The following is a 21,345-nucleotide window of genomic DNA, read 5'->3' on the forward strand; positions in this document are numbered from 1 at the left end:
AATGTTACCGCTCGACTTGCATGTGTTAAGCCTGCCGCCAGCGTTCAATCTGAGCCATGATCAAACTCTTCAGTTTAAAAGTTTGCTCAAACTCATGATTACGTCTGACTTTAACTATTGTCGTTCAACCCAAAGGCCAAACAACCGTAAAGCGAATTGACGTGTTCACTCATCTAAGACTTCAATCTTTTTTGACCTCTAAGAGGTCTGCTGAAGTCTCCAGCGAGCGCCCACACAAATTATCTGATTATCTATTTTAAAGAGCGTCTGACTCGTTGTGCTTCGTTGCTCTGAAGCGTTGTCCGTGTCAGTGGGTGCGTATAATACCCACCTAAGATTTCAGCGCAAGTACTTTTTAAATTAATTAATAAAAAAGTCATTCACACGTAACATTTTCTTGGTGGGCGTTAAGTTTTAGTCGTTTTTTTGGTTTAAAGCAAGCCAATTCGTTTATTTTTTAAACAAACTTCCCCACAAACAAACCAATACGCATTACAAAGCCTCTCTTTTACTCTTCTGCTCGCTTCGACGCTTCATTTCATACACAACTGCTAATACTACTGTGATAGCAATTAAAACCAGTCCAAGTGCATTAACTGCTGGGGTTAATCCAGTACGAACCTTTGAAGCGATATAGACGGTTAGAGTTGTATCATAGCCCTTCACGAATAGAGTAGTGTTGTAGTTTTCAAAAGACTGCAGAAACGCTATCGCAGCTGCAGAAAAAATGGCAGGTTTTAAATACGGCAATAATATCCGACGAAAAGTTTGCCACTGCGTAGCCCCCAAGCTAAGTGCTGCATTTTCTAGGGTGCGATCAAAGCGTTGCAACCGTGCTAGCACCATGAGCATGACATAAGCAGCAATAAACGTTGTCTGTGCAATGACAGTTAATGCTATCCCTCCACTAACCGACATACCCCGCCAAAAAATCAGAGTAGAAATACCAACTATTACACCGGGTGTTAATAGCGGTGACATCATAAGAGAGTAAAGAAAGGTTTTACCCTTTCCCTCTACAGTCGAGAGAAAAAGGGCACAAGACACCCCGATAGGTACGGCCACAACCAAAACACCGACAGCAACTATGACACTGTTACCCAAAGCCACCCACATCGCTCCGTCTTGTGCGAGCGCCTCAAACCATTTTAATGTCCCCCCTTTCCAAGGCGACACGGTAGGAAAACGGCTATCGTTAAATGTCGCAAGCCCCATCACGATTAGAGGAGTAAAAAGGTATAGGAAAAAGACACCTATATAGAACCGAATACCATATTTCATGATGACATCAGATCTCATCGCGCAATGTCCCCCAAACCGACTTTAAAGAGCTTCATTACTAACCCTATAAAACCAATACATATAACCAAGAGCAAAAAAGCATAGGCTGCGCCTTGATTCCAATCTCCTCCTTCAAAAAACCAGTTGTAGATAATCTGCGTAAACCAACGACTTCCAGGAGAGCCTAGTAATGCAGGGACAGCATAGCTACCTGCAGCCAGCATGAATGTCATAATGCAACCCGTTGCAATCCCCGGCTTGGCGTGGGGAATGATCACGCGATAATGCGTTCTGATCCAGCCAGCCCCAAGGTTTCGTGCTGCTTTTACTTGATTACCGTCTAAACTCTCGATTGCGTTATAAATGGGGAATATCATGAATAGAATGTAGGCATATACCATCCCAATCAATACACCACCGTCTCCTGAAAGGAAGCGCACGGGACGATCAATAAGCCCAAGGCCTAATAGCAAAGCATTTAATGGGCCTTTGTACGCCAAAATGATGTACCAAGAAAAAGTACGCAGTATCTCATTAATCCAAAAAGGAATTAGAAGAAGTAATAGACAAAGTGCTGCCTGCTTTGGGGTTGCCACTTTTGCCATATAGAATGCCAATGGGTAACTCACTATAAGAGTTAGCAACGTCACCAATACACTCGACCAAATCGTTTTAAAAAAAATGGACAAATGAATCGTGTTACCAAATAAAGTTGCATAGTTGACCAATGAATACTGATCTTTTGGTCCGCCTTCTTCACTGGGTAGCAAATTAGGTTTAAGCGAATAGTCGACCATCAACAACTGGGGCAGAATCACCATCCCAATTAGCCATATTGCGATCAAACCAATAAGCGCAGCAGATAGGGGACCACCAAAGCGATTTGTAAGTTGGCTAAACATCACTAGCCTCCCCAGCAATTACAATCGCATCTTTACTGTTGTAGGATAAGCTTAAAGCTCGGCCAGCAATCATGTCTTCGTGATATTGATTTGCTGCCAACTGCACAGACAGTGTTCGCTGATCAGCTGCTGAGCTGTTCAGCGTCAAATAAGACCCTTCGAAATTCACTTCTTCTAATATCGTTGGCAGCGTGAAATCTAAGCCACTACCTAACTGGAATGACTCGGGACGAATAAATAAAGTCGCACGCTGCCCTTTCTCAATTGGCTGAGTTACGCGGCCAGCCAATTTACCCAATACGCCAGCATCAATCACCACCTCTCCACTGCGGGATTCGACGACCGTACCGGCAATACTGTTGTTTTCTCCAACAAACGACGCAACAAATGATGTTTTAGGATCACGATACAAGGCAATAGGGTCAGCCACCTGCTGCAATCTCCCAGCGGACATAACGGCAACCCGATCAGACATCGTTAACGCCTCGCCTTGATCGTGAGTAATGTAGATAAAAGTGATGCCGGTTTTACGCTGAATTTCTTTTAACTCCGTTCGCATATGTTGACGTAGTTTTAAATCCAAAGCAGATAGCGGCTCGTCGAGAAGCAAAACTTGTGGCTCAACTGCCAACGCTCGTGCAATCGCTATTCGCTGCTTTTGACCGCCCGACAACTCTGAGACTTTCTTGGTGCCACTTCCTTCGAGCGCCACCAACTCAAGCAGTCGATCCGACGCCTTTTTACGTTCAGCTTTTGAAACGCCACGCACTTCTAGCCCAAACTCGATGTTCTCTGCAACGGTCATGAGAGGGAACAAAGCCAAGTTCTGAAAGATCATCGATGTTGGACGTTTGTTCGCTGGCACGGACGTCATGTCTTCACCACCAATTCGAACAACGCCTTCACTTGGCTTTAAAAAACCGCTAACCATATTTAAGATGGTTGTCTTGCCACACCCAGATGGTCCTAAAAAGCTAAAAAACTCCCCTGAGTGGATCCGCAAATCCATTTTTTGAACCGCGGTAAACCCACCAAAACGCATAACGACATTATCTAAATGAACACTACTGTCCATGAGACCTCTCAACTTATTCTTTAATAAACGACAAAAGCCCGCTGGCGCACCAGCAGGCATAGAGATGTGCTTAAGTCTTAAACTTATGCAGATAAATAGCGATCTTGGTACTCATTGCGCAGTGCCACATACCATGGTTCTTGTATTGGCCACCACCATAGGTTCGCTAAATCTTGCTGCGTGTATGAATCATTAAAGAATTGTTTCGTCGCTGTCGGTAAAAGTTCCGCTGCGCCTTTCGCCGTTGAATTATAACCCGTAGCTTTTACAAACATCGCTCCAGCCTCAGGCGTGTAGTACCAATTAATGAACTCGTATACCGAGTCAACATTGTTGGCATTCTTAGGTATCACAAAACCTTCCATCCAAGCTAAGGCACCTTCTTTTGGAGCGCCATAGGCAATAGGCTCGCCTTCTTGACCTAGTTTAAAGGCGGTACTGTCCCAAGTTTGGCCAATTAAAGCTCCATTGGTACGAAACGCACCTTGTGCTTCATTCTCTGTGGACCAGAACTGAGCAATCATATCCTTATGTTTCACAGCTTCTTTTAAGATCACATCAAAATTAGCACGCATCGCTTTTTCGGTTTTGTAGGATTCTAAAAGTGGGTAAGGCAATTTGCCCATTTTCTCTAGCCATAAGCCAACACCCACCAACGCCGAGTGACCACGAACCGTCACACCACCTGCATGCTCAGGTTTCCACAAGTCACCATAGCTTAGGTTACTTGGGTCGACGTCAGCGTAATCTGTATTATAAGCGATCGCCTCAGTCCCCCAATCGGACGGAGCAAAGTAACGTTTGCCATCTACCACACCCCCTACTTCAGAGCCAGAGATTGCACTATCCAAGCAGCCATCCCACTGAATGCGTGATGTGTCTAAAGGCTGAACTAACTCATAATCCACATAACCTGGCACACGATCTACTGTCGGCATGATGATGTCGAACCCCGTACCATCTGTCGCACGTAGTGAGTTCATTAGTTCATCATTTGTGCCATATGGGGTAAACGTAGCATTGATACCTGTTTTCGCTTTGAAGTCTGCCAACATTTCGTCAGTAATGTAGCCAGCCCATGCGTAAATCTTTAATTCTTTGTTCGCTGCGATCGCATTACCGATCGAGAAGGACGTTGCAGCAACAGCACCTGCGGCTGAAGCTCCTTTTAAGAATTGGCGACGAGAGATAGTCATAATTGCTCCTTTAATCCTTGTGACAGTCGTTTCCGCTAAGAGATTTGAGTGCCGTCTTTTATTAAATGATTGTTCAATTATTGACGACAACCATGACAATTTAGTGACGAAAAAATGAACAGTCAATAAAAACTGACCATGAAGTCAATATTAACTATGAATGACTAAGCCCATCTCTATTTTTTAAGCGACCAAAAAGAAACGAAAACATCATTCCCTAGTGTCCCGAAACAAATTCGTAATATTTTGATAATAAAGTGGTTTCCATTCGAATGAGACAGCCAAAAACTTAAGAGAAACTACCGTGAAGATTTCCCACGTTACTCGCATCACAACCTCTAGCTACATTGTCATTGCCGTGGCGTTAATCGCTCTATTACTATGGAGTACGCATAAATACCGTGCCGCCTTCGATCAAAACGATGCATTTAATGCGGTGTGGGAAGCGTCCGCTATAGAGTTAAAGCAAACAATTGAGTCCTATTTATCCACAGGCGAGGCCTCGATTCTTAACGAATCAGAGCTATTCATTACAGATCATATTCTACCTAAGCTTGATCCTCTGCCGACATCGCTAAAGGAATCGCTCACTGAGCGCTTTGACGCCATTCTTCAAAGCCTACAATCTGATGTACGTGCTGCGGGTAAACTTTCTGGTAATCCTTACGCTCTAGTCCACAACAATGAACGTCAAATGTTACTGTCTTTGGACTATCTCAATCAGAAATTAAACGACAAAGATGATGACGTTGATCAACGCCTAGCTGTGCGCTACCTCACAGCACAAGGTAATATATTTGCTGCACTTTCTAGTCTACAACAAGCAGCTGGTAACTATTTGAACAACCCAAGTAGTGATAACCGCAATAGGTTAATTCAAACTAACCAAGATCTAATTAATCAAATAAACACGTTTACACAATTACCTCCGTGGCAGGCTCAGGCGACCGACGATAACTCGTCTAATGATGACTTATCTGCGCTGATGGGGTGGGGAAGTGATAGCGAAGAAGACGAAGCAAGTGACGCTTTCGAAGAAACAAAAAGTGAGCTCAATACCTGGGCAAATCGCTATATGAAAGATATCGACACCACTAGAGCCGTCATCACTCAAGCAGAAACGGCTAAAGTTCGCATCAGACGCCTTATTACTGAACTAGAGGAGGAGCTAAATCAAGGCACAGCGACCATACAAGAAGCGACTGCCGCGACAGAACGCAATACCTTAATCGCCTTCGGTACATTCGTCGTCATTATGATACTCACGACAGTGATCACTCACTTATTCCAAACACGCATCGTCGTAAACAGTGCCAAAGACCTATATAACGCAGTGAAAGCGCTGGTAGAAAGTGATGATATCAATACCTTAAGTGTGCGTAATAACAAAAATGAATTATCAGATATTGCTCGATACCTAAACCGCTATCTTGAACAAATCGCCACTCAACGAATTCAACGAGATACTGAATTAAAGAATATATCGAGCTCACTCAATGAAATGCTCAATGCCTTTGGTCAAGTGCACGATATCAGTGTCACCTCGAAGCAAGCATTAGAGCACACGGTCGAACAAGCCTCTCATGTCGACGTCCTCGCTAACAAAGCCGAGGTAAGGGCAAAAGAAGTCGAAAGTTATGCGGGCGAAACCAGCATTGCCATGCAAACTAGTTTACAACAAGCCTCCACATTAGAAGCCGCGAACCATACCACGGTGGAGCGTCTGCAAAAAAGCAAAACGGCGTTAGAAAACCTTGAGGACTCTGTCTCAAGTGCTAACTCAATTGTTGGAGGTATCAGGGACATTGCTGAACAAACCAACCTCCTCGCCCTGAATGCCGCCATCGAAGCAGCACGAGCAGGCGAGCATGGGCGCGGATTTGCAGTGGTTGCAACGGAAGTTAGGACACTGTCTGGCCGAACACAGCAATCATTAGAAGAGATCACTGCAATCTTTGAATCCCTCACGCAATCTACTACCAACTTGCGTAAAAACTTAAATCTAATTGAGTCAGCAACAGGTGAACAGAAAAACCTAACCACAGAGCTAGGCCAGTCCGCTCAGGAAGTACAAACCAAGTCAGAACAATCCACTAGACTCTCACGCAAGGCCACAGGTTATGCTGCAGAGCAGAAACAAAGCGTGCGCAAATTAACCGAGGCTGTCGAAAGAGTTAAAGAACAAGCAGAAGAGTCAGAACGATTTTTAGCCCAAATGACGACCAATGTTCGCCAGAAAATCCAAGATATCACGACCACCCTCGGCATTCACTCTAAGTAGCCAAAAACAAAAAAACCGATACTATTTGTATCGGTTTTTTATTCGAATTAATCGCTCAGCAAAAATATTAGAACAATACGCGTGCTTTCACCGTACCTTCGACTTCTTTTACCTTCTCAAGCGCTAACTCACCTTCTTCAGCATCCACTTCCATTACCATGTAACCAAGCTTCTCTGTAGTACGAAGAAACTGACCTGTAATGTTGATGTTATTTTCGGAGAAGATCGCGTTGATCTTAGACAAAACGCCAGGGCGGTTTTCGTGTATATGCAAGATACGATGCTTGTCAGCCTGCGCTGGAAGCGCTACTTCAGGGAAATTAACCGCGGCGGTGGTTGTACCCACATCGGAATACTGGATAAGCTTTTCAGCCACTTCCACACCAATGTTTTCTTGCGCTTCCATCGTCGAGCCACCAATGTGTGGTGTCAGGATAACATTATCTAAACCTCGTAACGGCGAAACAAACTCTTCAGCATTACCTTTTGGCTCAACTGGGAACACATCAATCGCTGCACCCGAAATATTGCCGGCTTTAATAGATTCTGCTAACGCTTCCAAATCTACCACTGAACCACGTGACGCATTGATAAAGATGGCGCCTTTTTTGATCTGCGCGATTTCTTCTGGCCCAATCATCATTTTAGTGCTTTGGGTTTCAGGCACATGCAAACTAATAACGTCAGACGTAGATAAAAGCTCACTTAAAGACTTAGTTTGACGCGCATTACCTAATGGCAGCTTCGTTACAATGTCATAGAAACACACATCCATACCAAGGGATTCAGCTAACACACTCAATTGAGTGCCGATACTGCCATATCCCACAACACCCAAGCGCTTCCCGCGAGTCTCGTATGAACCAACCGCAGATTTCATCCAGCCACCACGGTGACAAACAGCATTCTTCTCTGGGATGCCGCGGAGCAATAAAATCAGTTGTCCAATGACCAACTCCGCAACACTTCGAGTGTTGGAGTACGGAGCATTAAACACAACTACACCTTTATCTGATGCAGCATCAAGGTCAACTTGGTTTGTACCAATACAGAAACAGCCGATCGCAACTAGCTTATCTGCATGCTCTAGCACTTTAGCCGTTAACTGAGTACGTGACCGAATACCAATAAAGTGTGCTTCGGAAATTTTATCAATCAGGTCCGCTTCCGATAAAGCAGTCTTGTGGTACTCAATGTTTTCATAGCCAGCTGCATTCAGCGCGTCAATAGCAGACTGATGCACGCCTTCCAATAACAAAATTTTGATTTTTGATTTATTTAAAGAGGTATTGCTCATCGCTTCTTCTGACTTCTCTGTGGTGGTGGGGGAATTTTAAGACGCTATGTTAACACACAACGAAAACTGACCAAGCACAGGATAGAGGAATGTGGCTCATCTTAAGAGGATTGATACTCAACTCAACGAGAAATTACACCATTGATACGCAATTGAACTGGAGAAAATAACGCTTTCAAACTAGAATACACTGATCAATTAATAGTCAGCGAGGTGTTCAATGGACATCGAAAACGTTAACAATGGCTTTGTCAGTCCGATTTCAAGTCAGGCATCTGCCCCGCCGAGCACCAGTAACGCGCCCAGCGTCGCGCCTGCTTCCGTGGACGTTAGTGTTGAGATCTCACCTCAAGCTCAACAACTTGCGCAAGAAAGTATCCAACAAACCACTGTTGCACAAAGTTCGTCTAGTAATACAGTTGGTGATGCCAATACCCCATCGCAGTTTGGGGCCAATGCCACGGCCAACAACGCGACATTAGCCTCTGAGGTGTCAGGCACATCCGGTGATACTTTGAATGCGTCGCCTTCAAACTCTTCGCAAAGTGCGAGCGTGGCCTCTCAATACAACATCAGTCCTGATACTGCACTAGGGCAAACGATTAGTTTTTCTGTTTAGGTTATTTCGGTTTCTAAAGCGACTTAACGTCGCTCTAGAAACACACCTGCTTCGACATGGTGGGTGTATGGGAACTGATCAAACATTGCAAAACGCGTGACCTCATGCGTTGAACTGAGAGACTCAAGGTTCCTTTTCAATGTTTCAGGGTTACATGAAATATAAAGAATCTTATCTATCTTACGAACTAGCTCAACGGTAGCATCATCTAACCCTGCACGTGGCGGATCAACTAATACGACGGAAGGAGACAGTGTATCCATACCCGCTTGAGCCAAAGGTTTTGGAAGCTCACCTTCACCATTTAATGCAGCCGAAACATCCTCACTCGCCATTTTAACGACTTGAACGTTCTTCATGCCATTTATTGCAATATTTAGGGTGGCAGAGTTCACTGATACTTTAGCTATTTCAGTACCAATTACTCGATCAAATCGACGTGCAAGAGGAATCGAGAAATTGCCATTGCCGCAATACATTTCGAGAAGCTCTCCGCTACAGCTTTGAGTCACATCCATCGCCCATTCAAGCATCTTTTCACTGATCCCAGCATTCGGCTGAGTAAAGCTATTCTCCACTTGTTGATAATGATACTTACGACCATGAACAGTAAGCGTTTCCATCACAAAGTCACGTGTCAGTATCTGTTTACGCTTTCGACTACGACCAATAAAGTGGCACGCTGGAAACAATTCATTGAGCGCGACAGCCGCTTCATGCCAGGCCTCGTCTATAGGTTTGTGATAAAGCAGGCTGATAAGTGCCTCGCCTGTTGTGGTGGTCAGAAAATCCACTTGAAAGAGTTTGTGCCGCAAAATGGAAACATCACGAATAGCATCCAATAGCTTCGGCATTAGCTCATTAATCAAACTAGACGCTGGAATAAACTGATCAACACGTATGGGTTGTCGCGGATCTGCGGAATCAAACATGGCGTAGAACAAATCATCGCCTTCGTGCCAAATACGAAATTCCGCTCGCATACGATAATGGCTTGGCGCGCTTTCAAACACCTCTAGCTCAGGTAGGTCTAGACCTTCCATCAACGCTATTAGGGTCTCTTTTTTGCTAATCAGCTGAGCACCGTAATGCTCAGTTTTTATTTCATCCGGTCTCATGCACGTATCCCAATGGAAGTTCGTCGAAGGCGCGGAATTATACAAAGAGTCCGTATATTTTGCGACCATACGCACTCGGTGTATTTTTAAAGGTATTCTTGTCCAAGTAATACTTCTAGGGACAAGGTTAATGACGCGGCAGCCTCGTAATCGTTATCTCGACTATGAGAAATTTGTGGCTTAACAACACCAATTAGCCAGTTTTCATAAAGCAACCGCTGGTATTGAATAAAGTACAGAAAGCTGTCAGAAGATGGCTCAGGCCAACCTGACTGAAGGTAACTTACTTGATAGCGTATTTTACTTTGACTCGATAACGCTTGGTTTATATAGATATTTTCCCGCCAATACGTTTCAGACTCGGAATCAAGATGCGTAATACCTAGATCGGCGTTGAAACCGAGGCTTTCATTGATCCTACGATTAGCGGATATGGCATAACGCCCACCGTTACCCTGTGAGTAATAACTAAATAGTGACTCGCTTTGCGTTAATAGCCAGTCGTTCGTCTGATGCGTCTGCTTTAGTTTAACCCGGACAAAAGGATCCATGGGCATATCAAGTAACACCCCTGCATCAACATTGGCATTCCATTCCTTTTTGATGTAGCGCAAAGCCGTCGAAAATCGGGTTGTACTAGCGGATTCAATAATATTCTGACCCGCTTCATTCTCATTAACTTGGTTATCCTGAGTTAATTGATCACCATTGGTCTCAATTACTAGGCTCAGCCGATCTTCAGTATTAGGCAGGCGAATACGAGTATCGAGATTAAAAAACCCTGAGACACCCTCTTCTTCTTCGATAAGGCTACCAAATTGCATACTTACGAAACTCTGGTTGGCGACCTGATCGCGCCGACCAGAGAAAAAAGAATCCAGTCCGTTGGACCAACTACCGACGCGCTTGGAGACCACTTCGTGCGTTGATATCCACCATTCCTCAGACAGCAAGTCAGAAGTCGCTTTAGAGGATTGCTCTGCACCATAGCTCTGAACACTGGCAAACAATAGTATGCTCAATGCAGATTTTTGATACATGGAACCTTTGTAGAGGCTCACTTATAGCTCCTGCAACATAGCGCGAATCATGTTGGATGAATTCAATGCAGCAACGGCTAGATACTCTTCAAAGCTTGCAGGTGATTCTTTGTCAGCAACATCTGAAAGTGAACGCACTACCACAAACGGAACAGAAAACTTGTAACATACCTGTGCAACCGCTGCGGCCTCCATTTCGACGGCTTTCATCGTCGGAAACAGCTCACGGACTCTCGCTACTCGAGTGGGCTCACACATGAAGACATCGCCCGAGCCAATCAAACCAGTCTTCGCGGACACTTTGCCTACTGTCGCAACCGCCTTTTTCGCCACAGAAACCAAAGCAGCATCTGCTGTGTACGTTTCAGGCATACTAGGGAGCTGTCCAAACTTGTAACCAAACGCGGTGACATCCACATCATGGTGAATCACTTCATCCGATATGATCACATCCCCTACCTCTAGCTCAGGGTCAAAACCTCCTGCAGAGCCAATATTTATAACGTGACTGGGGGCGAACTTGGTCATTAGTAAGGTCGTTGAGATAGCCGCGTTTACTTTCCCAATTCCGGACTTGAGCAGCACAACCGCTTGCCCATCTAAGTAACCGGAATAAAACTCACATCCCGCAAGCGTCGTTTCGGTCATATCTGTCATCCACCCTTTAATGACGGCGACTTCCTCATCCATTGCTCCGATTAAACCGATTACATTCATATCACTTCACCTTAACTATTTAACTGTTGGCATAGACGCGCCACGGTTTCCGAATCGGGTAACTGAGCAGCGGTGTCAAAAAAGTGCATTGTATCAGGTCGCTCAGCAAAATCTTCTATCGTGACAAGCGTAACCTGATCATTAACACGCTCCATTTCCACAAGTTGCTGCGCGACCACCAGATCTAGCGCTAGTACAACCGTCCGCTCGCTATAACGAAGCCTTGAGACCAGATGATCTATGTTAGGCTCCTTACGAGCAATAATACCGAGTTCATCTAGCTCTGACTGCCAAACAGCTTGTACAAGAGCGGTTCCTCCTAACAAAATCCAGTGATCTTTCTGCTCAACAAGATGCTGCATTGATATAGGGGGGGCTTGCAAAGCAGTATTAAGCATCTTGGCGAAATGGTAGCTAAACAGTTGGTACTGCAAAACAGTCAGTGCATGCTCACTCACCTCAGACTCGCTTAAATACAGTAAAGGCAAACTCTGCCCCATAGAGCAGCTCGCGTTCAATTGCGCTATCCCTTGGTCTCGAGTTTGCGCTTCACCGAGGCCAACCAGTAGACAGTCGTACGATCCCATAAACGCGCTGTTGGAATGCAAAAAATCGTTAAACGACCCAAACGTTTCTGCCTGAATCCCTACCGATGATAAAAGCAATTCGACCCGTTCGATCGCAGGGAACGTATTCTCGATTAGCGCCACCTTCTTATTATCAAATTCACCGACTTGCTCACTTTCTTTGATTGGAGGGATAGTTGCCGTTAGCACAATACGACCAGCCCCCTCAAAAGAGACGCGCCCTTTAATGAGCTTAGGAATCGTTTCGAGCATCCACTCTAAAGCAGGCGTTAATTCTGACGCGCCCCCTACTGTCAATGTCAAGACACCTTCAGACCAACCTATCTGAAGCCGTCGACCGGAGATATTACTACTTAAACACAACAATAAAGCCGTCTGCATCCAAATAGCATGATCAGAGCTCCAAGAGGCCTTCTGCTTAGCAATAGTTAGAGGTATATCTAGCGTCAAGTTACTCAATTGTCGAGGCGATAACATCAATGCGCTTCGAATACCTTCTAGGGACTCACTTAACAACTGCCCTAGCGCTTTGCTCTCTGACGAGAGAATGGCTGGTTGGGAGACCTCTCTCAGTAATCGCCCTATCACCATAAGCCAACGCTCAGCTCGAACCTCCTGTTCGTCATCCGCATACCTTTCCAGCAAACTAATTTCTTTGAGTAAAGCCTCTGGACCTGGTTGTGGTCGATCTAATGAGTGGCTCGGATATAAGCTCTCTAACTGCCAAGATAATCTCTTAACCTCAGTGATATCTCGCCCAATCAACATAACACCACGAAAGCCATATTCGTTCACAAATGAGTAAGTCAGCCACTCATAGATCTTGTTAACATCTTTTGCTTCCAACTCAAATCGGACACCATAGTCACCTTTTAACGCACCCTGAATTGGCTGGTGAAACTCCAGTGGCGTCATATCAAAGATGGTTTTCACCGTCGCATGTTCAGGAAACAACGTTTTCGCTTCCTTATTCAATGCGGTCACACGTGCAGATTCGTCGCAGAAAATGATGGCAGACTTCAGTGAATCCAATAGCAATTGTAAGTGCTGCTCGCGCGCTCGAAGTTGGGTCTGAAATCGATCCATTTGCGCAACCAGCGGCTCAAATTCAAGGTAACTTGTACCCTCATGCGAAGACCTAAGCGGCATTGCCGATAGCGGCTGGAACATCCAGCGGCCTGCATAATGTTGCACCAACCAATATAGCAGCGCTATACCAATAAGGATGACACTGCATGCTAACACTAGCCACTGGTTGAGGATTCTAGACAAAGGTTGTATGACGCGTAATTCAAGAGAGAACTTATTTGCCAATGCAGGCACGACCAATACACCAGAGTGCGTAACGAAGGGGACATCGTTAGCGTAATAAGGCTGCTGATCTATCAACAGCGTTTTTCCTGCGACATCCTCTAAGCGCATGTAATCAACCTTTGCCCCCGCCATTAAATCACTCGCAAGAGCTAAATTATTGTTGAGTGATATAAAACCGTATAAATAGCCCTTCACTTCTCCCAACTCATCAGTAGGCAATACCTGCTTGTACACAAGAAGCTCACCATCATCACTGGTCGAGATATGAACCCAAAAATTCAACCTCGCTTGGTTCGCTAACATTTCCAATGTATCGGCGGTATACAAACGAGCTCTAGGATCCACTAACTCTTCACCATCAGACATTCGCGCATAAAAAAAATCTAACCCGCCAAAGAAAAGCACGTCATGAAGCTGAAATAGGCTATCCAAGTTTCCACTATCACCGAGCTGCTGAGCTAAATACTTGGCTTCAAACTGAGCGCGATCCAAATAAGCAGAAAAGCTTAGACGAACCGCTGACGCTCGTTGTTGTAACATTTCATCTGACTGTTCCTGACGAGCCGCATAATCAGCCGCCCCTAACATTAAAACAATCAAAACAGCGACGACGATGAATGGCACCAGTGTCGACTTTATAAATTGGTGCTTTAAACTTAATGAAGCCATATTGATCTCGAATATCTGAAAACTTGCTCATACATGAGGTTAAGCGTTTGTTGATCCATATCTTGAGTAAAAAGTTGGATTGGCTCCACATAAACGGTTGGTAGCAAACGCGACTCTATATTCGCCTTTATCACTTCGGCTGAAGTTATAGCCATATTGTCATGCATTCCTAAAACTGTAACCAATACCCGTCGATCGTCCGCTGTCGTATGCGGTAGTTGCCCGCTCCAGCTATTGGTATAGGTTTGCTCGACTTTGTGATCGTCTAGAGCCAGCAATACACCCGTACTGATCGCTGGCGTACATGAAAAAATAAAGTGCTCTACGTCTTTCTTTTGGGCATTATGCCGCTTTAATAGACTCAAAGCTGCCCGCTTGCCTGCTTGTCTGCTGTCTTGCACTGAGTAGTGCGCTGAAATCGAGCGCCCCATATTTTTCAACTGATTAACAAACACACGACAACGCGCGTCAGACAAGTAGGAACCTTCAACAGAGATGACATCAATAGTCGCCTCCCGTTCTAAACGTCGATTCAGATAGCTAGACAATCGGTTCATCGCTTGGGTGTGATCAACCCCCACATACACTAATGGTGAGTGTAAACGCCAAGCTCGAAATGGCGACGACACATTTAACATGATAACTCTTGGTGAGTTTCGTTTCAGAAGCCTCTCTATTGGTCCGCGAGAATACTCGTTAACACCATCAACAATTAAATAATCGAAGCTGGAATTCCGAACGGACTCGTAAACCGACGCAACCCGCGCTGCTGTCGGCGTATCCGACAAATAAAAAACATCCAGACGATAATCAATACGCAACGCTTGCATTCGCTTTTTAAAAGCGACTAGCCAGGCACGGTTTTCAAGATCAGACTCAGTACCCGTGAAAATCATACCAATCAAAAGTGTTTTAGTTTGTATAAAGTTAAGGGGGACTGGAGGAGAGCTCACTCTTACAGAAAGTTGATCTAGTAATGGCTGTTCACCAGAATTTTCTTCAAGAAAGCGCTGCAGGGTGTAATCAGTTTGATCGTATGTGTATCCCCACAACAGTGGCGATATAAACAAAGACACTAAACAAAAAAAGCGAGAACGTAGCAACATTAATCAGCGAAGTCGTTAGAATATATAACAACATTCTAACGAGAAGCGGGTTGAAAGAAACTACAGACGAAAAAAAAGCCGACATAAAGTCAGCTTTTTTTAAAATTTGGTGCGGAAGGAGAGACTCGAACTCTCACGCCGTGAAGCACTGGAACCTAAATCCAGCGTGTCTACCAATTCCACCACTCCCGCAAGGAATGGCGAGCATTATAGATAAACCATTTTCATGGTCAATACTTTTTTAAAGAATTTTATTAAAAAAGCTGCTCGCACTACCGAGTTATATTAGAAACGACGTCCATCAGCGTACTCGCCACGCTCGTAACGAACCGCCATTTCTTCAAGATCAATTGTTTGAATACGAGATGCTTGACCCGCTGAACCAAATGCTTCGTAACGATCAATACAAACTGCTTTCATCGCTTTGATGCTTTCAGTTAAATATTTACGTGGATCGAAGTTACCTTTGTGCTCAGCAAGGCTGCGACGAATAGCACCCGTTGCCGCCAGACGAAGATCCGTATCAATATTCACCTTACGTACACCGTAGCGAATCGCTTTCACGATTTCTTCAACAGGTACACCATAGGTTTCAGGAATTTCACCGCCAAACTCGTTGATGATTTCTAACCAGTCTTGAGGCACTGAAGAAGAGCCGTGCAAAACGATATGCGTATTCGGTAAGCGCTCAACGATTCTTGCGATGCGCTCAATGTCTAAGATGTCGCCGGTAGGTGGGCGTGTAAACTTGTAAGCTCCATGACTAGTACCGATTGCCACCGCTAATGCATCAATACCTGTCGCCTCAACAAATGCTAAAGCTTCTTCAGGATCAGTAAGCATTTGCGAGTGATCTAAGATCCCTTCTGCACCTACACCATCTTCTTCGCCAGCTTGGCCTGTCTCAAGCGAACCAAGACAACCTAACTCACCCTCTACAGACACACCACACGCGTGAGCGAACTCTACTGTACGACGTGTCACATCAACATTGTACTCATAGCTTGCAGGTGTTTTACCATCTGCCATCAAAGAGCCGTCCATCATCACAGACGAAAAGCCAAGCTGAATAGAACGCTGACAAATTGCTGGGCTGGTTCCGTGGTCTTGGTGCATAACGACTGGGATGTGCGGGTAATCTTCAATCGCCGCCGCAATCAAGTGGCGAAGAAAATGAGAACCAGCGTATTTACGCGCGCCTGCAGAAGCTTGCATGATAACAGGCGAGTTAACCTCGTCCGCTGCTTCCATGATCGCTTTTACCTGCTCCATGTTATTCACATTAAATGCAGGCAAGCCGTAATCATGCTCTGCTGCATGATCCAGCAATTGACGCATACTTATTAAAGGCATAAAAGTTTCCTCTGACAATGAAGTGTTTGGTGCCCAACTAGCGTAACCAGTATAGGTCACCCTGTGATTTTTTATTCATGCGCATGTGTGTCACATGTGGCTTTCGCCTTATCGTTATATTGTCATCCTGTCTAATGACAGACCGGTCACTCTCTAAGTGTTATAGTTATAGAGACGAGACCCCCTTTTGGCAGGCCTCATCTTGCAGGGTCTTCCCTGTCTTATTCAAATCTTAGCGAATAGGCTAGCACTAATTTTGCGTGCGTGACTCCAACATAGCAACCGCTGGAAGTACTTTTCCTTCGACAAATTCAAGGAAAGCCCCTCCACCCGTTGAAATATAAGAGACTTTATCCGCAATCTCATATTTATCGACAGCTGCTAGCGTATCACCACCACCTGCGATAGAGAAGCCATCACTGTTTGCGATCGCCATCGATAACGCTTTCGTGCCTTCACCAAATTGATCAAACTCGAACACACCCACAGGGCCGTTCCAGATAATAGTTTGCGAGCTTTCCAATAATCCTGCCAATTTAGATGCAGCTTTCGGACCGATGTCCAGAATCATATCGTCTTCAGCTACATCCTTCGCGTCTTTGACCGTCGCGGTCGCATCTGCGGAGAACTCTGTCGCGACAATAACGTCTTCCGGCAAAGGAATGTTCACTTTTTCCATCAATGCTTTGGCTTGCGGAATCAAATCTTTTTCATAAAGTGATTTGCCAACAGGAAAACCGGCTGCGGCCAAGAACGTATTAGCAATACCGCCACCGACAATCAACTGATCCACTTTATCAGATAGCGACTCAAGTACCGTCAGCTTAGTAGAGACTTTGGAACCTCCCACAATCGCCGCCATCGGGCGAGCAGGCTTCGCTAACGCTTTTTCTAAAGCTTCCAGTTCCGCAGCCAACAATGGCCCAGCGCACGCAATGGGTGCAAACTTTCCAACACCGTGAGTCGACGCTTGTGCGCGATGAGCCGTACCAAAGGCATCCATTACATAAATGTCGCACAAGGCTGCCATTTTCTTAGACAACACTTCGTCGTCTTTTTTCTCACCTTTGTTGAAACGCACGTTCTCAACCAAAACAAGCTGACCGGACTCAACCTCAACACCTTCTAACCAGTCTTTGATTAAAGGTACATCTTGCCCAAGAAGCCCCGATAGATGATCTGCAACAGGCTGCATGGAGTACTGTTCTTCGTACTCACCCTCTGTTGGACGACCAAGGTGAGACATTACGATCACTTTAGCGCCTGCCTCGATCGCATGCTTCAGTGTTGGCAATGCCGCACGAATTCGCGCATCACTGGTTACTTTGCCTTCTTTCACAGGTACATTAAGATCTTCACGAATCAACACACGTTTATTCGCAAGATCCAAATCGGTCATTTTAATTACGGTCATGCACGATTCCTCGTCGTTATTAAATCGTCAGTGCTCAGCACTGTTTTCCAATTGTTGTTGCCAATAGCATGCCACATCTAACATGCGATTCGCATATCCCCATTCATTATCAAACCAACACAGAAGCTTCACCAGACGACCATCGACTACTTGGGTCTGAGTGCCATCAATAATGACTGAGCGCGGGTCATGATTAAAGTCAACCGACGCATGCGCTTCCTGAGTATAACCCAAGAGACCTGCATACTTAGATGCAGCGGCCCCTTGCAACGCTTGATTGACTTGCTCTGCCGTTACCGGATGATTAGTCCGTATCACCATATCAATAAGCGACACATTAATCGTCGGAACCCGCACTGCATTAGAACTAATTTTACCAGAAAGCTCAGGCATCAGACGCGCAATGCCTCGATCAAGTCCGGTATTCACAGGAATTATCGAACTCATTGCAGAACGCGTAAGTCGTAAATCTTTGGTGTGATAAGCATCGATAATCGGTTGGTCATTCATTGCCGAATGGATCGTTTGCGTCGCTCCATGCTCGACTCCCGCCAACTCTTGCAAAGTATCCAATACAGGGATAACACAGTTAGTCGTGCAAGAAGCTGCCGAGACAATCGTTTGATCGGCAGCCATACTCCGTTCATGGTTAAACCCAAATACAATCGTCGCGTCGACGTCCGCAGATGCGGGCTGAGACAGCAATATGCGTGGTGCACCGGCATTGAGAAAGCGCTGAATTTGCTCACGTTCAGCAAACATGCCTGAACACTCCAACACCAAGTCGACATTAAGACTCGGCCAGTCGAGCTCTTCCGGTGACTCTGAGTTGAAGCATTGAATTTTATCATCACCGATTATTAAGTTTTGACCTTCAATTGACACTGGCTTTGGAAAACGGCCGTGAGTGGTATCGTAACGAGTTAGATAACTAATCGTTTCAATATCCGACAACTCATTGATTGCAACAACATGCAAACGGTCTTGATAACCATTTTCATAAATTGCACGCAGGACAGATCGACCAATACGGCCATAGCCATTAATTGCTATTCGCAACATAGTTCTCTTATCACACTCTTCCAACAAAAAAGAGGAGCTTGCGCTCCTCTTTCATTGCAAAGTCATTAGGCGTCTAGCAGTTTTTCTGCTGTCGCAACGACATTTTCGACAGTGAAGCCGAAATGTTTCATCAGGTCACCACCTGGTGCAGATTCACCAAAGGTACGCATCCCTACCATTGCGCCACCGAAACCAACGTACTTGTACCAGTAATCAACATGTGCTGCTTCAACCGCAACACGTTTTGTCACGCTGCTTGGTAATACAGACTCCTGGTAAGCTGCGTCTTGTGCATCAAAGACATCCGTTGATGGCATCGACACGACACGAACCTTGGTACCTTTTTCAGTCAATGCTTTGGCAGACTCTAGCGCCAAGGACACTTCAGAACCCGTCGCAATTAGGATCAGCTCAGGCGTACCTTCAGAATCAGACAGCACGTAACCACCTTTGGCGATATCTGCGACTTGCGCATCCGTACGAGACAATGCAGGCAAACCTTGACGACTAAACACAAGAGACGTCGGACCAGTACGGCGCTGAATACCCGCAGACCAAGCAACTGCTGTTTCTGTTGCATCAGCTGGGCGCCAGACCGACATATTTGGCGTCATACGCAAGTTAGCAAGCTGTTCAACTGGCTGGTGTGTCGGACCATCTTCACCTTGACCAATTGAGTCATGGGTGTATACGAAGATATTTTGAATGCCCATCAATGCTGACATACGCACTGCGTTACGGGCGTATTCCATAAACATCATGAAAGTCGCGCCGTAGTTGATGAAACCACCGTGTAGAGATACACCATTCATAATACCGCTCATACCGAATTCACGCACACCGTAGTAGATGTAGTTACCGGCAGGATCGTCTTGAATGCCTTTCGAACCCGACCAAAGCGTTAAGTTCGAGCCAGCAAGGTCAGCAGAACCGCCCAGCAATTCTGGTAACATTGCACCAAAAGTACCAATAGCGTTTTGTGATGCTTTACGGCTCGCAATGCTCTCGCCTTTTTCTTGACACTCTTTAATGTAAGCTGCAGCTTTTTCGGCAAAATCAGCAGGAAGCTCGCCTTTTACAACGCGACGATCAAACTCAGCGGCAAGCTCTGGGTAGGCTGCTTGGTAAGCTTCAAATTTCGCTTCCCATGCTGATTGCGCTGCAGCACCTTTTGATTTGGCATCCCAACCTTCATATACGTCCGCTGGAATTTCAAACGGAGCGTGAGACCAACCTAAGAATTCACGTGCTGCGGCAATTTCTTCATCACCTAATGGTGCGCCGTGGCAATCATGTGAACCCGATTTGTTTGGCGAGCCAAAACCGATAACGGTTTTACAACAAATCAACGTCGGCTTCGATGTCTCAGCTTTAGCCGCTTCAATGGCCGCTTTGATCGCTTCAGGATTGTGCCCATCTACGTCGGCAATCACGTGCCAGCCGTATGACTCAAAACGCTTAGGTGTGTTATCTGTAAACCAACCTTCAACATGACCATCGATAGAAATACCGTTGTCATCCCAAAATGCGACCAACTTACCTAGCCCAAGAGTACCTGCCAACGAACATGCTTCGTGTGAGATACCTTCCATCATACAGCCATCGCCAAGGAAGCAGTATGTGTTGTGATCAACGACCGTGTGACCTTCGCGGTTAAATTGTGCAGCAAGTGTTTTCTCCGCAATGGCCATACCTACCGCGTTACTGATACCTGCACCCAAAGGGCCCGTCGTCGTTTCAACACCATCTGTGTAACCATACTCAGGATGACCAGGAGTTTTTGAGTGTAGCTGACGGAATTGTTTAAGCTCTTCCATTGGCAAGTTATAGCCAGAAAGGTGCAACAGAGAATAGATCAACATAGAGCCGTGACCGTTTGATAAAATAAAACGGTCACGATCCACCCAACTAGAATTGCTCGGATTATGTTTTAAAAAGTCATTCCAAAGCACTTCTGCAATGTCAGCCATGCCCATTGGCGCGCCTGGGTGTCCAGATTTTGCTTTTTGAACCGCGTCCATACTCAGTACGCGTATAGCATTAGCAAGTTGTTTACGAGACGGCATTGATCATCCACTCCTGATTAATGTACAAAATGTGATTTCATTTTCCATGCTATCTGTTAAGCATGCAACGGCGCTCAGAGCGTTCTGCTCTATAATTAAGCAAAGAAAATGAAATTGCACAAAGATGAGCAAGAGCATAACAAAAAAGCATCAGAAACTCCCGCCTAAAAGCACCTCCTTGCTTGAATTTTGAGCGCACCTAGTCCATTATTTGCGCCACAGCGTCGATTTGTTTCGGCTTGCGGACG

At 45.4% G+C, this 21,345-nt stretch carries 16 protein-coding genes, 1 tRNA gene and 1 rRNA gene; 2 read left to right on the plus strand and 16 right to left on the minus strand.

What is annotated here, in order from left to right; genetic code table 11:
- The 5 genes from DN730_RS03970 to DN730_RS03990 all read right to left on the minus strand — a co-directional run.
- A 16S ribosomal RNA gene (locus DN730_RS03970) occupies nucleotides 1-76 on the minus strand; the annotation flags it as partial.
- 416 nt (nucleotides 77-492) lie between these two features.
- Complete coding sequence (locus DN730_RS03975) at nucleotides 493-1,299, minus strand: ABC transporter permease (protein WP_115466822.1); 807 nt, start codon at nucleotides 1,297-1,299, stop codon at nucleotides 493-495.
- Entirely contained in the window at nucleotides 1,296-2,183 is an 888-nt protein-coding gene (locus DN730_RS03980; RefSeq protein ID WP_115466823.1) for an ABC transporter permease, read from the minus strand. The genes DN730_RS03975 and DN730_RS03980 overlap by 4 nt, the downstream gene beginning before the upstream one ends.
- The gene (locus DN730_RS03985; RefSeq protein ID WP_115467480.1) at nucleotides 2,176-3,258 is read right to left on the minus strand and encodes an ABC transporter ATP-binding protein; all 1,083 of its coding nucleotides are present in this window, start codon (nucleotides 3,256-3,258) and stop codon (nucleotides 2,176-2,178) included. Before DN730_RS03985 ends, DN730_RS03980 begins: the two co-directional genes overlap by 8 nt.
- Nucleotides 3,259-3,341: 83 nt before the next feature.
- On the minus strand, nucleotides 3,342-4,454 hold the full coding sequence (locus tag DN730_RS03990; RefSeq protein WP_115466824.1) for an extracellular solute-binding protein: 1,113 nt from the start codon (nucleotides 4,452-4,454) through the stop codon (nucleotides 3,342-3,344).
- 304 nt (nucleotides 4,455-4,758) lie between these two features.
- On the opposite strand from DN730_RS03990, the gene DN730_RS19150 reads away from it, so the two are divergent.
- Nucleotides 4,759-6,735 (plus strand): methyl-accepting chemotaxis protein, encoded by a 1,977-nt coding sequence (locus DN730_RS19150; RefSeq protein WP_115466825.1) that lies wholly within the window; start codon nucleotides 4,759-4,761, stop codon nucleotides 6,733-6,735.
- Between the two features lie 67 nt (nucleotides 6,736-6,802).
- On the opposite strand, the gene serA is transcribed toward DN730_RS19150, so the two are convergent.
- Nucleotides 6,803-8,032, minus strand: coding sequence for a phosphoglycerate dehydrogenase (serA, locus tag DN730_RS04000; protein WP_115466826.1), 1,230 nt, complete (start codon nucleotides 8,030-8,032; stop codon nucleotides 6,803-6,805).
- Nucleotides 8,033-8,252: 220 nt separating this feature from the next.
- Between serA and DN730_RS04005 the strand changes: the two genes are divergently transcribed.
- A complete protein-coding gene (locus DN730_RS04005) occupies nucleotides 8,253-8,651 on the plus strand; it encodes a hypothetical protein (RefSeq protein ID WP_115466827.1) in 399 nt (132 codons plus the stop codon).
- Between the two features lie 23 nt (nucleotides 8,652-8,674).
- Here DN730_RS04005 and trmA read toward each other — a convergent pair whose 3' ends face one another.
- The 10 genes from trmA to tkt all read right to left on the minus strand — a co-directional run bounded on the left by trmA (nucleotide 8,675) and on the right by tkt (nucleotide 21,097).
- On the minus strand, nucleotides 8,675-9,769 hold the full coding sequence (trmA, locus tag DN730_RS04010) for a tRNA (uridine(54)-C5)-methyltransferase TrmA (protein ID WP_115466828.1): 1,095 nt from the start codon (nucleotides 9,767-9,769) through the stop codon (nucleotides 8,675-8,677).
- A gap of 86 nt (nucleotides 9,770-9,855) precedes the next feature.
- Nucleotides 9,856-10,830 (minus strand): hypothetical protein, encoded by a 975-nt coding sequence (locus DN730_RS04015; RefSeq protein WP_115466829.1) that lies wholly within the window; start codon nucleotides 10,828-10,830, stop codon nucleotides 9,856-9,858.
- The gene (gene mtnN / locus DN730_RS04020; RefSeq protein ID WP_115466830.1) at nucleotides 10,831-11,526 is read right to left on the minus strand and encodes a 5'-methylthioadenosine/S-adenosylhomocysteine nucleosidase; all 696 of its coding nucleotides are present in this window, start codon (nucleotides 11,524-11,526) and stop codon (nucleotides 10,831-10,833) included.
- Nucleotides 11,527-11,537: 11 nt separating this feature from the next.
- Nucleotides 11,538-14,096: a PAS domain-containing protein gene (locus tag DN730_RS04025; RefSeq protein WP_115466831.1), complete on the minus strand. Its 2,559-nt coding sequence runs from the start codon at nucleotides 14,094-14,096 to the stop codon at nucleotides 11,538-11,540.
- Nucleotides 14,084-15,202, minus strand: coding sequence for a type 1 periplasmic-binding domain-containing protein (locus DN730_RS04030; RefSeq protein WP_115466832.1), 1,119 nt, complete (start codon nucleotides 15,200-15,202; stop codon nucleotides 14,084-14,086). Before DN730_RS04030 ends, DN730_RS04025 begins: the two co-directional genes overlap by 13 nt.
- A gap of 107 nt (nucleotides 15,203-15,309) precedes the next feature.
- Nucleotides 15,310-15,394, minus strand: a tRNA-Leu gene (locus DN730_RS04035).
- 93 nt (nucleotides 15,395-15,487) lie between these two features.
- Nucleotides 15,488-16,555: a class II fructose-bisphosphate aldolase gene (fba, locus tag DN730_RS04040; RefSeq protein ID WP_115466833.1), complete on the minus strand. Its 1,068-nt coding sequence runs from the start codon at nucleotides 16,553-16,555 to the stop codon at nucleotides 15,488-15,490.
- Nucleotides 16,556-16,805: 250 nt separating this feature from the next.
- Complete coding sequence (locus tag DN730_RS04045; protein ID WP_115466834.1) at nucleotides 16,806-17,969, minus strand: phosphoglycerate kinase; 1,164 nt, start codon at nucleotides 17,967-17,969, stop codon at nucleotides 16,806-16,808.
- A gap of 27 nt (nucleotides 17,970-17,996) precedes the next feature.
- On the minus strand, nucleotides 17,997-19,031 hold the full coding sequence (locus tag DN730_RS04050) for a type I glyceraldehyde-3-phosphate dehydrogenase (protein ID WP_115466835.1): 1,035 nt from the start codon (nucleotides 19,029-19,031) through the stop codon (nucleotides 17,997-17,999).
- Between the two features lie 65 nt (nucleotides 19,032-19,096).
- On the minus strand, nucleotides 19,097-21,097 hold the full coding sequence (gene tkt / locus DN730_RS04055; RefSeq protein WP_115466836.1) for a transketolase: 2,001 nt from the start codon (nucleotides 21,095-21,097) through the stop codon (nucleotides 19,097-19,099).
- Nucleotides 21,098-21,345 lie beyond the last annotated feature (248 nt).

Source organism: Marinomonas piezotolerans, from assembly GCF_003362755.1.
GTDB classification, from domain to species: domain Bacteria; phylum Pseudomonadota; class Gammaproteobacteria; order Pseudomonadales; family Marinomonadaceae; genus Marinomonas; species Marinomonas piezotolerans.

Excerpts from the sequence above, each read along its gene's own strand:
- DN730_RS03975 (WP_115466822.1), bottom strand. The coding sequence starts at position 1,299 with ATGAGATCTGATGTCATCATGAAATATGGTATTCGGTTCTATATAGGT.
- DN730_RS03980 (WP_115466823.1), bottom strand. The coding sequence starts at position 2,183 with ATGTTTAGCCAACTTACAAATCGCTTTGGTGGTCCCCTATCTGCTGCG.
- DN730_RS03985 (WP_115467480.1), bottom strand. The coding sequence starts at position 3,258 with ATGGACAGTAGTGTTCATTTAGATAATGTCGTTATGCGTTTTGGTGGG.
- DN730_RS03990 (WP_115466824.1), bottom strand. The coding sequence starts at position 4,454 with ATGACTATCTCTCGTCGCCAATTCTTAAAAGGAGCTTCAGCCGCAGGT.
- serA (WP_115466826.1), bottom strand. The coding sequence starts at position 8,032 with ATGAGCAATACCTCTTTAAATAAATCAAAAATCAAAATTTTGTTATTG.
- DN730_RS04005 (WP_115466827.1), top strand. The coding sequence starts at position 8,253 with ATGGACATCGAAAACGTTAACAATGGCTTTGTCAGTCCGATTTCAAGT.
- trmA (WP_115466828.1), bottom strand. The coding sequence starts at position 9,769 with ATGAGACCGGATGAAATAAAAACTGAGCATTACGGTGCTCAGCTGATT.
- mtnN (WP_115466830.1), bottom strand. The coding sequence starts at position 11,526 with ATGAATGTAATCGGTTTAATCGGAGCAATGGATGAGGAAGTCGCCGTC.
- DN730_RS04025 (WP_115466831.1), bottom strand. The coding sequence starts at position 14,096 with ATGGCTTCATTAAGTTTAAAGCACCAATTTATAAAGTCGACACTGGTG.
- DN730_RS04030 (WP_115466832.1), bottom strand. The coding sequence starts at position 15,202 with ATGTTGCTACGTTCTCGCTTTTTTTGTTTAGTGTCTTTGTTTATATCG.
- fba (WP_115466833.1), bottom strand. The coding sequence starts at position 16,555 with ATGCCTTTAATAAGTATGCGTCAATTGCTGGATCATGCAGCAGAGCAT.
- DN730_RS04045 (WP_115466834.1), bottom strand. The coding sequence starts at position 17,969 with ATGACCGTAATTAAAATGACCGATTTGGATCTTGCGAATAAACGTGTG.
- DN730_RS04050 (WP_115466835.1), bottom strand. The coding sequence starts at position 19,031 with ATGTTGCGAATAGCAATTAATGGCTATGGCCGTATTGGTCGATCTGTC.
- tkt (WP_115466836.1), bottom strand. The coding sequence starts at position 21,097 with ATGCCGTCTCGTAAACAACTTGCTAATGCTATACGCGTACTGAGTATG.